Consider the following 13,222-nt stretch of genomic DNA (forward strand, 5'->3'; position numbering starts at 1 on the left):
GCGCCCGTCCATCAAGGGCTGAAGGCAACTTTCTTCTGAAATCAGGCGGCCAGCGCAGCTTCCACGTCTTTCGCCAGGTCGGCCGGTTTGTCGGTCGGTGCATAACGCCGGATCACCTGACCGTCCTTGCCGACCAGGAACTTGGTGAAGTTCCACTTGATGGCCTTGCTGCCCAGCAGGCCGGGCGCTTCGGACGACAGCCACTTGTACAGCGGGTGCGCGGCCGGGCCGTTGACGTCGATCTTGCCCATCATTGGAAAACTCACGCCATAGTTGACCTGGCAGAACTCGGCAATCTCGCCGTCGGCGCCCGGGTCCTGGGAGCCGAACTGGTTGCAGGGGAAACCCAGCACCACCAGGCCCTTGCCGGTGTAGGCCTTGTGCAGCTCTTCAAGGCCGCCGAACTGCGGCGTGAAGCCGCATTGGCTGGCCGTGTTCACGATCAGCATGACCTTGCCCTTGAATTGCGAAAGCGCAATGTCCTGGCCGTTGATCTGCCGGGCTTCGAAGTCGTAAATGCTGCTCATGGCGCGCTCCTGGTTGGACCTGCCACTGTACTGCAGCGAATGAACGGAGGGGGGATGTTTTTCCGCCGGGCCGCCCCGAGGAAAAATGCGCCCCCTCGGGGGGCAGAGAGCTACGCGCAGCGAGCGAACGTGGGGGTTATTTCTGCGGCGCGGGAGCCAGCGCTGCCAGCGCGGCGGCCAGCACAATCAGGCTGCCGCCCAGCAGCGTGCGCGGGCTGAATTCCGCTGCGCCCAGTGCGGCCGCCGACAGGCTGGCAAACAGAATTTCGGTCAGCATCACGAGTGCGGTGGTGCTGGCCGCCAGGCGCGCCGCGCCATACTGCAGCGCCATGTTGCTGAGCAGGAAGGCCACAGCCAGGCCCAGCGCGACGCCGGCCCACGAGGTGCTCCAGACCGGCGCCGGCACGGTGTGCCAGGCCATGCCCAGCAATGCGGTGGCAGTGGCCATGAGGCCGCCACCGCCAAACATGGCCATCATGCGTGATTCACTGGGCGTGTACGCCAGCTTGCGCAGCAGCACGTTGGTGGCGGCAAAACTCAGGCCACCCATCAGGGCCAGCCAGTCGGCGGCACTGTGCGGCACCGGCCAGGGCGAGTCCGGCGATTTCAGCACGATCAGCACACCTGCCATCGCCAGCACCAGGCGCAGCAGCGAAGCGCGGGTCGGTTTTTCTCCCAGCAGGCCCCAGGCCAGCAGCACGGACCACGCCGGCATCAGGTAAAACAGCAGCACCACCCGAACCACGTCCCCGACGGTCACGGCCCAGTTGAAGCCGACGTTGGTCAGCCCGGCGGCGACGGCCAGCCACCAGAGCTGCGGATGCCGCGCGAAGCTGCGCCAGCCGCCGGGCCGCCATGCCGAGATGCAGGCCAGCGAAAAGAAGTAGATCAGCGCGGTGGACCACAGGGGGTGCAGCCCCTGCGACTGCAGCTCGCGAAACGGCCACCAGGACACGCCCCAGACAAAGGCGTTGAAGACCAGTGCCGATGCGGCCAGGGCGGCGCCACGGGGGGTCACGGCTTTCGGCTCCGCGGGACCACGGCCTGGCCGCATGTCCATGCCGGCCGCATCAGTGCAATTTGTCGCTGCGCGCGATGGTCATCAGATGATCGATCTGCTCTTTGTATTTGATGCAGTTGCTTTTGTGCCAGCGCTGGATCAGCCACATGAAGCCGGCCACCACCACGCCAAAGGCGGTGATCGCGCCGAAGGCCGACAGGCCCATGCCGGTGGACAGGCTGTAGCCGGCACCCAGCGCCAGGATGCAGGCCTGCTCGTTGAAGTTCTGCACGGCGATGGAGCGGCCGGCGCCCATCAGGTTGTGGCCGCGGTGCTGCAGCAGCGCGTTCATCGGCACCACCAGGAAGCCGCCCAGGCCGCCCAGCAGAATCAGGAAGGGCGCGGCCACCCAGACATTGGTGATGAAATTCATCAGGATCACCAGCACGCCCATGGCGATGCCCAGCGGCATCACGCTGGTGGCGTGCTCCAGCCGCATGCGCATGGACGCCAGGATGGCGCCAGCGGCGGTGCCAATGGCCACCACGCCCACCAGCGACGACGCCTGCGTGGTGCTGTAGCCCAGGGCCGCCGCGCTCCAGGCCAGCACGATGTAACGCAGGTTGCCCGACACGCCCCAGAACAGCGTGGTGGTCGCCAGCGAAATCTGGCCCAGCTTGTCGCGCCACAGCGCCGAGTTGCAGTTCCAGAAATCGGGCAGGAGTTCGAGCTTGTTGCGCGGCATCGGACGCATCTCCACGCCGGTCAGCGGAATGCGCGTATTGAACCAGGCGGCAATCGCATACAGGGTGATCAGCGCGCAGATGGCGGCTTCGGGCGGCGTGTCGATGCCGGTGCTGATGACGGGGAAGTCGAACGACAGCAGCAGGTGCGACACCGAATGGCCGACCAGCTGGCCGCCGAGCAGCACACCGAGGATGATGGAGGCAATCGTCAGGCCTTCGATCCAGCCGTTGGCCTTGACCAGCTGGGAGGCCGGCAACAACTCGGTGAGGATGCCGTATTTGGCCGGGGAGTAGGCGGCAGCACCCAGGCCGACAATCGCGTAGGCCATCAAGGGGTGTGTGCCGAACAGCATCATCAGGCAGCCCACCACCTTGATGGCGTTGCTGATGAACATGACCTTGCCCTTGGGCTGCGCATCGGCAAAAGCGCCGACAAAGGGCGCCAGCACCACATAAAACAGCGCAAACATCGGCACCAGCGCGGCCGGCTGCCATTTGGGCGCGCCACTGGTTCTGAGCAGCTCCACGGCGGCGACGAACAGCGCGTTATCAGCCAGCGAGCTGAAAAACTGGGCTGCCATGATGGTGTAAAAACCGCGCTTCAGCTTCATTGAACGGTGTTGATCACTGTGGCGAATGCATCAGGCAGTCTGATGCGGCACGATAAAAGTGAATGTCTCCTGACTATCAAGGTTTATAGCACGCGGCAGGATGGCAGAATCGACAAATAGGTCTTGACAAGCCTGCGTTAACCCCCGCCCCGTCCTGTTCCCCCACTACCACGAGCCGTTTCCTGACATGCCCCGTCCCATTCTTGCCACCGTTCATGCCGCCGCCCTCAGCCACAACCTGGCGCGCGCCCGCGCTGCTGCGCCGGACGCCCGGGTCTGGGCCGTCGTCAAGGCCAATGCCTACGGCCACGGCATCGAGCGCGTGTTTGATGCATTGCGCAGCGCCGACGGTTTCGCCCTGCTGGACCTGTCCGAGGCCCAGCGCCTGCGCGCGCTGGACTGGCGCGGCCCCATCCTGCTGCTGGAGGGTTGTTTTGACGCCCGCGACCTCGAGCTGTGCTCACGCCTGGGCCTGTGGCACGCCATCCATTGCGACGAGCAGATCGACATACTGGCGGCCCACAAGACCCAGGTGCCGCACCGTGTCTTCCTCAAGATGAACTCGGGCATGAACCGCCTGGGCTTCACGCCCGAGCGTTACCGCGCGGCCTGGACGCGGCTCAACGCCTTGCCGCAGGTGGAAGAAATTTCGCTGATGACCCATTTCAGCGACGCCGACGGCGCGCGCGGGATAACCCACCAGCTGCAGGTTTTCGAGGCGGTCACGCACGACCTGCCCGGCGAGCGCACGCTCAGCAACAGCGCGGCCACTCTGCGCCATGGCCTGGCCATCGGCGAGAAGTCCGACTGGGTGCGGCCCGGCATCGCGGTGTATGGCAGTTCGCCCGATTTCCCCGAGCACAGTGCCGCCGACTGGGGCTTGCTGCCGACCATGACGCTGGCGTCGAAAATCATTGGTGTGCAACAGCTGGTGGCGGGCGACACGGTGGGTTACGGCTCCAGCTTCACCGCCGACGGCCCCCTGCGCATCGGCGTCGTGGCCTGCGGTTATGCCGACGGCTACCCCCGGCACTGCACGACGGGCACACCGGTGCTGGTTCACGGCGTGCGCACACGCATGGTGGGCCGCGTCAGCATGGACATGATCACGGTGGACCTGACACCGGTGCCCGATGCCGGCATGGGGTCGGACATCACCTTGTGGGGGCGCGCGTCCAACGGCGCCTTGTTGTCGATCGACGAGATCGCAGCGGCTGCGGGCACGGTCGGTTATGAGTTGATGTGTGCCGTGGCAGCACGCGTGCCATTTCAGGTCGATTGAGCGGCAGCGCGTTGTCCGCTGAGCTGATGCTCAACGCTTGCGCAATCCCAGCACCATCACCGCGCCCACCACCAGCAGCGCGCCGGCCACCTGCACCGGCGCAATCGCCTGACCCAGAATCAGCCAGGCCAGCACCAGCGCAAACACCGGCTCCACATTCATGATGGCCGAGTTGCCGACCACGCCCAGTTTGGGCAGCACGGTGAACATGATGGTGAAGGCCGTGCCGTACAGAAAGGTCAGCGCAGCCAGGCCCCACCAGCCGATGGCCGCCTGCGGCAAATGGAAGCCGCCCTGCACGGCCACGCCCGCCAGCGCGAACAGGCCGACGATGCTCATGGTGGTCAGGGTGCGCACACGGCCATCGACGTCGCCGGCCTCGTGCTGGGTCAGCACCAGCGCCACGCCAAACGTGGCCGCCGCCGCCAGCGCAAAGGCCACGCCGGTGCCGATGCGGCCCCATTGCCCGGCCGCGCCCAGGCCCGAAGCGGCGCCCAGCACGTCGAGCGCCAGCGCCAGCCCGATCAGGATCACCGGCATGGCCAGCAGCAGGGCGCGTTCGGGCGAGCGGCGGTACAGCACCCAGTCCCACAGCGCCGTCCAGATCGGGTAGGTGTTGAAGGCCAGCAGCGCCAGCGCCACCGGCAGCCGCGCCACGGCCGAATACAGGCACAGGCTTTGCACGGCGATCAACAGGCCGATGACCGGCAGGATGCGTTTGTTGCGTGCGGTGAAGCGCAGCGGCACACGCTGGGTGGCCAGCAGGGCCGCCACCGCCAGGGCAGTGACCACGCTGCGGAAGGCCACCGCTGTGGCCACGTCCACGCCGTTGTTGAAGGCCAGGCGCGCCGCCACGTGGTTGGCGCCCATCATCAGCGCGATCAGCAGCAGGGTGGCAAAGGCGGCGCCGCTCAGGGCCCGGCGGGTGCTCATGGGTACAGCCCATGAACACGGGCGTGCAGGCGCGCCAGGCCGAGCAGCGCGTCGGTGAAGGGGGTGGGTACCTGCGTCAGTTTGCCCAGTTCCTTCACCACGGTGACCAGGGCGTCGAGCTCGACCGCCTTGCCGGCTTCCACGTCCTGCAGCATGGAGGTTTTGAAGGCGCCGAGCTTGAGTGTCACCGCGTGCCGGTCTTCCGGCTGCTGGGCGATCGGGATGCCGATGCGTGCGCCTATCTCTTTGGCTTCGAGCATGATCTTCGAGATGAAATCGCGCACCAGCTCGTCGCCGAGGATGCGGTCGGTGGTGGCGCCGGTGAAGGCGCTGATCGGATTGACCGTCATGTTGCCCCAGAGTTTGTACCAGGCGTCTTTCTGGATCTGCGCCGACACGCTGGCCGCAAAGCCGGCGCGCACCAGCAGCTCCGCCAGCGCCTGCACACGTGGGCTCTGCGCGCCCGAAGGCTCGCCGATGATGAGGCCGTTGCCGAAATGGTGGCGAATCACGCCGGGTGCATCGACCGAGCAACTCGCATGCACCACACAGCCGATGATGTTCGCCGCCGGAATGGCCGCGGCAATCTCGCCGGTGGCGTCCACCGCTTTCAGTTGTGTGCCGGCGTAGGGGCCGCCAAAACCCTGGAAGAACCACCAGGGCACGCCGTTCATCGCTGTCAGGACGAGGGTGTCGGGGCCGATGAGCGGTGCGATCTGGCGTGCCACGTCGAGCAGTGCGGGTGCTTTCACCGCGATGACCACCAGGTCCTGCACGCCCAGCGCGGCCGGGTCGGCGCTGGTTTGCACGGCCGCGGAGTGGATGTCTGTTCCGCTTGCCACACGCAGGCCGTGGCGGTTCAGCGCTTCCAGCGTTGCGCCACGCGCCACCACGCTAACGCTGCAGCCTGCCGCCGCGAGTCCGGCGCCTATCCAGCCACCGATGGCACCGGCGCCGTAGATACACGCTTTGTTGATGGTTTTATGAGTCATTTTGGCTTCCAGCCCTTTGTTGACGCGCGCAAGGCGCTCTAGTTTTGATAGCTGTTGTCGATCCGGTCGACCTGCCGCACCAGCGCGTCAAAGACATCCTGGCCGGCGCCGTAGGCCGGCTGGAACTGCAGCGCGTCGCGCGTGGATTTCTGCGCCACGGCTTCTGTCACCGCAATCGCCGGGCCCATGCTGAAGGTGGCCAGCTGGATTTCGCAGGCACGCTGCAACGTCCACAAAATGGCAAAGGTCTGCGGCAGGGCGTGGCCCCAGGTCAGCAGGCCGTGGTTGCGCAAGATCACTGCCTGCCGCGTGCCGATGTTGTTGACCAGGCGCGGGCCTTCCTCGGCGTGGATGGTGATGCCTTCGAAGTCGTGGTAGGCCACCTTGTCATGCAGCTGGGCCGTGTAGAAGTTGGTCTGCTGCAGGCCGCCCTGCAGGCAGGCGACCGCCACGCCGGCGGTGGTGTGGGTGTGCATCACGCAGTGCGCATCGGGCAGGCCGTCATGAATCGCCGCATGCACGGTGAAACCGGCCGGATTGACCCGGTGTGTCGAGCCGTCCAGCACCTTGCCCTGCAGGTCGATCTTCACCAGGTTGGAAGCGGTGACTTCGCTGTAGTGCAGGCCGAAGGGGTTGATCAGAAACTGCTTGTTCCCACCGGTGACGCTGTCCGGCAGCCGCACCGTGATGTGGTTGTAGATCATCTCGGTCCAGCCGAGCATGGCAAACACGCGGTAACAGGCGGCCAGCTCGACGCGGGTTTTCCATTCGTCGGGATGTATCCCGGGTTTTTGCAGGACGGCGTTCATGGGGAGTCTCCAGTCAATAGGTTTTGCTGACGGGCGCGGGCGCGACGGCTGCCCTGAAAGCGGCGGCCAGGGCGCTGGTGGCCCGGACCAGCAGATGGGTGTCCAGCCCCACGGCCACAAAGGTGGCACCCAGAGCCAGGTACTTGCGCGCCGTGGCTTCATCGGGCGTCAGGATGCCGGCGGCTTTGCCCGCCTTGTTGATGCGCGTGATGGCGTCGGCAATCGCTGCCTGCACCTCGGGATGGGCCGGGTTGCCCACATGGCCCATGGACGCAGACAGGTCGGCCGGGCCGATGAAGACACCATCCACACCGTCCACGGCGGCAATGGCGTCCAGGTTGTCCAGCGCCAGCTGTGTTTCTGCCTGCACCAGCAGGCAGACCTGTGCATTGGCTTCATGCGCGTACTGCGGGTAACGGCCCCAGCGCGAAGCGCGCGCGCCGCCCATGCCGCGTATGCCTTGCGGCGGGTAACGGCTAGCCCGGACCAGCGCAGCGGCTTGCGCGGGTGTGTCCACCATGGGCACCAGCAAGGTCTGCACGCCGATGTCCAGGTACTGCTTGATCAGCGCTTCGCCGACATGGCCGTGGCCCATGGGCACCCGTGCGATCGCGTGCGAGCCCGGGTAGCCGGCCATCACCTGCAGCTGGGCCAGGATGCTGTTGATGTCGTTGGGGGCATGTTCGCCGTCGATCAGCAGCCAGTCAAAACCGGCACCGGCGCAGATCTCGGTGCTGTAGGGGCTGGCCAGGCCCAGCCAGAGGCCGATCTGCGCGCGCTTGTCGGCCAGGGCCTGCTTGAAGGGATTCAGGGGTGTTTGCATGGGGTGTCTTTAAACAAAGTGAAATTCAAAACGACCGAGGGGTCCGTAGTCGGCGTCGAAACGGTCACCGGCTTTCGCGGCGACCGGCCGGGTGAAGGAGCCTGCCAGCACGACATCGCCGGCTTGCAGGCATTCGCCCCAGGGGGCGAGTTTCATGGCCAGCCAGGCGACACCAATGGCCGGGTGGCCCTGCACGCCGGCGGCCAGGCCGGTTTCCTCGACCACGCCATTCTGGCGCAGGATGGTGCCGACCCAGGGCAGGTCGACGTCGTGCGGCGACACCTTGCGGCCGCCCAGCACGATGCCGGCATTGGCGGCGTTGTCGCTGATGGTGTCCTGAACCTTGCGCATGGCTTTGCTGTGGCGGTCGAACTGCTCGATGCGTGCGTCGATGATCTCGATCGCGGGCTGCACATAATCGGTGGCGTCCAGCACATCGTCCACGGTGATGTGTGTGCCTTCCAGTTTTTTCTTCAGCACAAAGGCCAGCTCCACTTCCACGCGCGGCGCGATGAAGCGGGCTGCCGGAATGTCGCCGGGTTCGAAAAACATGTCGTCCAGCAGCGTGCCGTAGTCGGGCGAGTCGATCTGGCTGGAGATCTGCATCGCGCGCGAGGTCAGGCCGATCTTGTGGCCCCTCGCCACACGCCCCCCGGTGATTTTCATTTGCACCCAGGCGCGCGAAATCGCATAGCCGTCCTCGACGGTCATGCCGGGGTAACGTTTTGAAAAATGCTCGACCTGCACGCGGGTCTTCTCGCTGTGGTCCAGTTCGGCGGCCAGCTGGGCAATCAGTTCCGGGCTGAACATGGTCAGGTTTTCTGGAAGAGGGGATGGAGGTTGCTGTGTTTGCCGTCGTAGACCTGGCCGGGGCTTTCGTCCAGCTGCAGCGTGATGCCGATCAGCCGGTCCTTCATCAAGGGGTCAAAATGGGCCGTAGCGAGCGCCAGCAAAGCGTCTCCAGCTCTCTTTTTGGTAGCGTTCGAGCGGCCGGCAGCCATGCGCAGATTCAGGTAAACAAAGCCGTAGTCCCGCTTCCCGTCCGCCACCGCGTAATGCGCGGCCGGGTAGGCCAGCACCCGCGTGCCGCCGGTGGGGAAGACCTGTTTGCCCTCCTCGTCTTTCACGGCCAGCATGGTGCCCGCCAGCGCGCGGCACAGTGCCGTCATGTCGGTGGCGGTCTCGAGGTTGGGGGTGTAGAGGATGACGAGGTGTGGCATTGTCTTGTTTGGTCAGAGCCGGCTCACGGCCTGGTAGCCGTGCGCGGACGAGGCCTGCGCGGCGGGAATGGCGGCGCCGGTTTGCGGCGTGACCGGGAACACCGCGTTGATCTGCCCGGTGCCCGAAGCGCCGAAGTAGGGCGTGATGACCTCGGCCTGAGCGTCGTAGTCTGACCAGCCCAAGGCGCCCAGCAGCATGGCGGTGTCATGCATGAAACCTTCGCCGTGGCCTTTGGCCGCGTATTCGGGCAGCATCGCGCAGAACGCTTTCCAGTCGCCGCGCTGCCACATGCGCACCACCTCATGGTCCAGCGTTTCGAGGAAGGGGCTCCAGACCTTGAATGCGTAGTCGGGCGCCAGGCCGTTCTGCGCAAAACGGTGCGACAGCGAGCCGCTCGCAAAAAAGGCCACGGTGCCGTCGTACTCATCTTCAATCGCGCGGCGCATGGCCCAGCCCAGGCGCGCGCTGTCGTTGAGGTAATGCGCCTGGCACAGCGCCGAGACCGACACCACCTTGTAGTGCTGGTCGGCATTCATGTAACGCATGGGCACGAGCGTGCCGTACTCCGGGTTCAGCGTGGTGGCGTCGTGCGCCAGCGTTTCCACGCCATGCGCATTGCAGACCCTGGCCAGCAGCTGACCCAGCGCCGGGTTGCCCGGGAACTCGAAACCCATGTTGCTGATGAAGTGCGGCAGCTCGTTGCTGGTGTACAGGCCCTTGAAGTGCGGCGCGCAGTTGATGTGGTAATTCGCGTTGACCAGCCAGTGCGTGTCGAACACCACCAGGGTGTCCACGCCGAGAGCGCGGCAACGCCGGTCGATTTCCAGGTGGCCGTCAATCGCGTCCTGCCGCGTGCCTTTGCGCGGGCCGTCCAGCTCGCTGAGGTACATCGAAGGCACGTGCGTGATTTTGGCGGCGAGGGCCAGTGTTCCCATGCTCAGACTCCCCAATGCGGAATGTGATGGCTACCGAGCGAAACCGCCACGTTCTTCGGCTCGCAGAACACTTCGTAACTCCAGGTGCCGCCTTCGCGGCCGGTGCCCGAGGCCTTGGTGCCGCCGAAGGGCTGGCGCAGGTCGCGCACGTTCTGGCTGTTCACGAAACACATGCCAGCCTCGACCGCTGCGGCCACCCGGTGGGCGCGGCCGAGGTTCTCGGTCCAGACATAACTCGACAGGCCGTACTGGGTGTCGTTGGCCAGGCGGATTGCGTCGGCTTCATCCTTGAACGGGATCAGGCACGCCACCGGGCCGAAGATTTCTTCCTGCGCGATGCGCATGCGGTTGTCGACGTCGGCAAACACCGTGGGCAGCACGTAGTTGCCATTTTTCACCCGCTCCGGCAGGTCCGGTGTGCCCAGCCCGCCGCACAGCAAGGTGGCGCCTTCTTTCGGGCCGAGTTCGATGTAGCTGCGCACCTTGGCCAGATGGCCCTGCGAAATCATGGGGCCGATGGTGGTGGCTTCGTCGAGCGGGTCGCCGACCTTGATGCGTTTGGCGCGTTCCACGAATTTGGCTGCGAAGTCGGCGTAAATCGATTGCTGCACCAGGATGCGGCTGCCGGCGGTGCAGCGCTCGCCGTTGTTGGAGAAAATCATGAAGATCGCGGCGTCGAGTGCCCGCTCGAGGTTCGCGTCCTCAAAAATCACAAACGGTGATTTGCCGCCCAGCTCCATGCTGAATTTTTTCAGGCCGGCGGCCTGCACGATGCGGTTGCCGGTGGCAGTCGATCCGGTGAACGAGATGGCACGCACGTCAGGGTGGCGGCACAGCGGCTCGCCGGCGTCCTTGCCGTAGCCGTGCACGATGTTGAGCACGCCGGGCGGAATGCCGGCTTCCAGCGCCAGCTCCCCCAGGCGCGCGGCTGTCATCGGCGAGAGTTCGCTCATCTTCAGCACCGCGGTGTTGCCAAAAGCCAGGCAAGGCGCAACCTTCCAGGTGGCCGTCATGAAGGGCACGTTCCACGGCGAGATCAGTGCGCAGACGCCGGTCGGGTGGTACAGCGTGTAGTTCAGGTGCGTCTCGGTCGGGTAGGTGTGGCCATCGACCCGCGTGCACATCTCGGCAAAGTAATAGAAGTTGTCGGCCGCGCGCGGGATCAGCTGCTTGCCGGTCTGCGCAATCACCTGGCCACAGTCGTTGGTCTCCATCTGCGCGATCTCGGGCACATGTGCGGCGATCAGGTCGCCGAGCTTGCGGACCAGTTTGGCGCGCTGCGGTGCCGGCATGCCGGCCCACTTCGGAAAGGCCTCTTTCGCAGCGGCCACGGCGGCGTTGACTTCGGCTTCGCCGCCAGCAGCCACTTCGGCCAGCACGTCCTGAGTGGCGGGGTTGACGGTCTCGAAGTAGCTGCTGCCGGCGACGGCCCGGCCATTGATGAGGTGATCTATTTTTGTCATGGTCATTCAATCGTATTGATAAGCGAGCCCAGGCCCTCGATGCTGGTAACGACCACGTCGCCGGGCCGGCAGTCCACCACACCGTCGGGTGTACCGGTCAGGATCAGGTCGCCGGGTTGCAGTGTCATGAAGCTGCTGAAATATTCGATCAGGAAGGGCACGTCGAAAATCATGTCACGCGTGTTGCCCGTTTGCGTGATTTTTCCGTTGACGGTGGTCTGCAGCGCCAGCGCCATGGGGTCCGGCACATCGGCCGCGTCCACCAGCCAGGGGCCCAGTGGCGTGCAGGTGTCGCGGTTTTTCACGCGCAGATTGGGCCGGTACCAGTTTTCGAGATAGTCGCGGATCGCATAGTCGTTGGCGATGGTGTAGCCCGCGATGAAGTCGTACGCGTCGTCACGGCTGACCTTTTTGGAAGTCTTGCCGATGACCACCGTGAGTTCACACTCGTAATGCATGAACTGCACATCGGCCGGCCGGCGTGTCAGTTGGCGGTGGCCGGTCAGCGTGCCTTCGCCCTTGATGAACACCAGGGGCTCTTCGGGCGCCTTGAATTCCAGCTCTTTCGCGTGGTCAGCGTAGTTCAGGCCCAGCGCAAGAATGGTGCGCGGGCGCGGCGTGGGTGCCAGGGGCGGCAGCCAGGTCACCGCGTCTTCGGCGACGAGTTGTCCGTTGGCGAGCAGGAGCTGGCCGCCGCGTTCTGTGGCCGAATGCACCTGGCCTTGATGAACCACACGTGCGTGTTTCATGTGGCCTCCCGAACCAGCGTGTTGCTCAGCGTGCCGAAGCCGGGTGCCGTGATGTCAATCTGGTCACCGGCTCTGGCCAGTGGTCTGCCCAGGTCGCAACCGAGCATCAGCACATCACCAGCGCGCAGGGTCATGAACTCACCGACATCGGCCAGCAGTTGGTCGGCAGGGCGCACCAGCTGCGAAAAACTGACGGCCTGTTTCAGCTCGCCATTGATGCGCACTTCCAGTGTGAAGCTTGAAGGATCGCCAGCTTCGCTGGCAGGCACCAGTCGCTGGCCGATGCCGAGAAAACCGTCCAGGCATTTGAACTTGACGGGCGGCCGGAAAAAAGACGCATGGGGAATCGACAGGTCGTTCATCAGCACATAGCCCGCCACGACGCCGGCCTCACCCATCACCATGGCGATGCTGGCGCCGACTTCGACCTCGGGGACCCGAGCCGGCACGGGGATGCTGGCGCCGCTGGCGCTCCAGGTGTTGGCCGGCTTGACATACAGCACCGGCGCCTGGGGTGGCGCCTTGTAGGGCGGCTGGTTCATTTGCGGCGCCAGCGCCTCGACTTCGGCGCGGAAGTTCAGCAGCACGCCGTAGACCGTGCCCGACGGCATGAAACTCATGGCTGCTCCAGTTCAATCACCTTGTCGAGCAGTGCGTAAAGCTGCGACAAATTTTCTTTACCCAGGGACTGCTCCATCCACGCGTAATGCGTTTCTATGGTTTGCGACAGGGTGTTGACCAGTTGTGCGCCCTTGTCGGTGGCCTGAACCACCGTGCGCCGCTGGTCCACCGAATCGCGCGAGCGCTGGATCAGGCCGTCGCGCTCCATGCGGGTCAGCACGCCCGTCAGGCTGGGGCCGAGGATGAAGGCTTCGCGCGCGACCTTGCCGGTTTCGACCACGCCGTGTTCACCCAGCACCCGCAGCACCCGCCACTGCTGGTCGCTCAGTGCATGTTCGCGCAGGCGCGGCCGGGTGTGTGCCATCACGGATTCGCGTGCCTGCAGCAGCAGGCGGGGCAGGTTGCGGTGAATAAAAGGCGTGTTCATGGGCAAGGAGGATTTATTTAATATATTAAATGATTTGAAGCTTGCTGCCAGCCGCGCGAGGCCGGGACTAACCCGCACTGTGA

The 13,222-nt window shown here is 65.1% G+C and carries 15 protein-coding genes; 1 reads left to right on the top strand and 14 read right to left on the bottom strand.

Annotation, left to right across the window (positions count from 1 at the left end; translation table 11 throughout):
• Positions 1-41: 41 nt before the first annotated feature.
• The 3 genes from B7X65_RS05005 to lplT form a co-directional block, all read right to left on the bottom strand.
• A complete protein-coding gene (locus B7X65_RS05005) occupies positions 42-527 on the bottom strand; it encodes a glutathione peroxidase (protein ID WP_293593197.1) in 486 nt (161 codons plus the stop codon).
• A 136-nt stretch (positions 528-663) separates the two neighbouring features.
• Positions 664-1,581: a DMT family transporter gene (locus tag B7X65_RS05010; RefSeq protein WP_293593241.1), complete on the bottom strand. Its 918-nt coding sequence runs from the start codon at positions 1,579-1,581 to the stop codon at positions 664-666.
• A 16-nt stretch (positions 1,582-1,597) separates the two neighbouring features.
• Complete coding sequence (gene lplT / locus B7X65_RS05015; protein WP_293593242.1) at positions 1,598-2,878, bottom strand: lysophospholipid transporter LplT; 1,281 nt, start codon at positions 2,876-2,878, stop codon at positions 1,598-1,600.
• A gap of 193 nt (positions 2,879-3,071) precedes the next feature.
• Here lplT and alr point away from each other — a divergent pair, with 193 nt between their 5' ends.
• Positions 3,072-4,166 carry an alanine racemase gene (gene alr, locus B7X65_RS05020; protein ID WP_293593198.1) on the top strand — a complete coding sequence of 365 codons (1,095 nt, stop codon included), beginning with the start codon at positions 3,072-3,074 and terminating at the stop codon, positions 4,164-4,166.
• A 30-nt stretch (positions 4,167-4,196) separates the two neighbouring features.
• Here the strand turns inward: alr and B7X65_RS05025 are convergent, their stop codons facing one another.
• From B7X65_RS05025 to hpaR, 11 genes are read right to left on the bottom strand one after another with little or no spacing between them, the layout of a single operon-like run.
• A complete protein-coding gene (locus B7X65_RS05025) occupies positions 4,197-5,099 on the bottom strand; it encodes a DMT family transporter (RefSeq protein WP_293593199.1) in 903 nt (300 codons plus the stop codon).
• Positions 5,096-6,091, bottom strand: a complete 996-nt coding sequence (locus B7X65_RS05030; protein WP_293593200.1) for a 2-dehydropantoate 2-reductase — start codon at positions 6,089-6,091, stop codon at positions 5,096-5,098. Before B7X65_RS05030 ends, B7X65_RS05025 begins: the two co-directional genes overlap by 4 nt.
• A gap of 38 nt (positions 6,092-6,129) precedes the next feature.
• The gene (locus B7X65_RS05035; RefSeq protein WP_293593201.1) at positions 6,130-6,900 is read right to left on the bottom strand and encodes a class II aldolase/adducin family protein; all 771 of its coding nucleotides are present in this window, start codon (positions 6,898-6,900) and stop codon (positions 6,130-6,132) included.
• Positions 6,901-6,913: 13 nt separating this feature from the next.
• Positions 6,914-7,723, bottom strand: coding sequence for a 4-hydroxy-2-oxoheptanedioate aldolase (gene hpaI, locus B7X65_RS05040; protein ID WP_293593202.1), 810 nt, complete (start codon positions 7,721-7,723; stop codon positions 6,914-6,916).
• Between the two features lie 9 nt (positions 7,724-7,732).
• On the bottom strand, positions 7,733-8,533 hold the full coding sequence (gene hpaH, locus B7X65_RS05045; RefSeq protein ID WP_293593203.1) for a 2-oxo-hept-4-ene-1,7-dioate hydratase: 801 nt from the start codon (positions 8,531-8,533) through the stop codon (positions 7,733-7,735).
• A gap of 2 nt (positions 8,534-8,535) precedes the next feature.
• Positions 8,536-8,943 (bottom strand): 5-carboxymethyl-2-hydroxymuconate Delta-isomerase, encoded by a 408-nt coding sequence (locus B7X65_RS05050; protein ID WP_293593204.1) that lies wholly within the window; start codon positions 8,941-8,943, stop codon positions 8,536-8,538.
• 12 nt (positions 8,944-8,955) lie between these two features.
• Complete coding sequence (gene hpaD / locus B7X65_RS05055) at positions 8,956-9,879, bottom strand: 3,4-dihydroxyphenylacetate 2,3-dioxygenase (protein ID WP_293593205.1); 924 nt, start codon at positions 9,877-9,879, stop codon at positions 8,956-8,958.
• A 2-nt stretch (positions 9,880-9,881) separates the two neighbouring features.
• Positions 9,882-11,342, bottom strand: a complete 1,461-nt coding sequence (gene hpaE / locus B7X65_RS05060) for a 5-carboxymethyl-2-hydroxymuconate semialdehyde dehydrogenase (protein WP_293593206.1) — start codon at positions 11,340-11,342, stop codon at positions 9,882-9,884.
• Positions 11,343-11,344: 2 nt separating this feature from the next.
• Positions 11,345-12,091: a fumarylacetoacetate hydrolase family protein gene (locus B7X65_RS05065; protein ID WP_293593207.1), complete on the bottom strand. Its 747-nt coding sequence runs from the start codon at positions 12,089-12,091 to the stop codon at positions 11,345-11,347.
• Positions 12,088-12,711 (bottom strand): fumarylacetoacetate hydrolase family protein, encoded by a 624-nt coding sequence (locus B7X65_RS05070; RefSeq protein WP_293593208.1) that lies wholly within the window; start codon positions 12,709-12,711, stop codon positions 12,088-12,090. The genes B7X65_RS05065 and B7X65_RS05070 overlap by 4 nt, the downstream gene beginning before the upstream one ends.
• Positions 12,708-13,139, bottom strand: a complete 432-nt coding sequence (gene hpaR / locus B7X65_RS05075) for a homoprotocatechuate degradation operon regulator HpaR (protein WP_293593209.1) — start codon at positions 13,137-13,139, stop codon at positions 12,708-12,710. The genes B7X65_RS05070 and hpaR overlap by 4 nt, the downstream gene beginning before the upstream one ends.
• Between the last annotated feature and the right edge of the window lie 83 nt (positions 13,140-13,222).

Origin of the sequence: Polaromonas sp. 39-63-25, assembly GCF_002278925.1 — a bacterium.
Classification (GTDB): Bacteria; Pseudomonadota; Gammaproteobacteria; order Burkholderiales; family Burkholderiaceae_C; genus Polaromonas.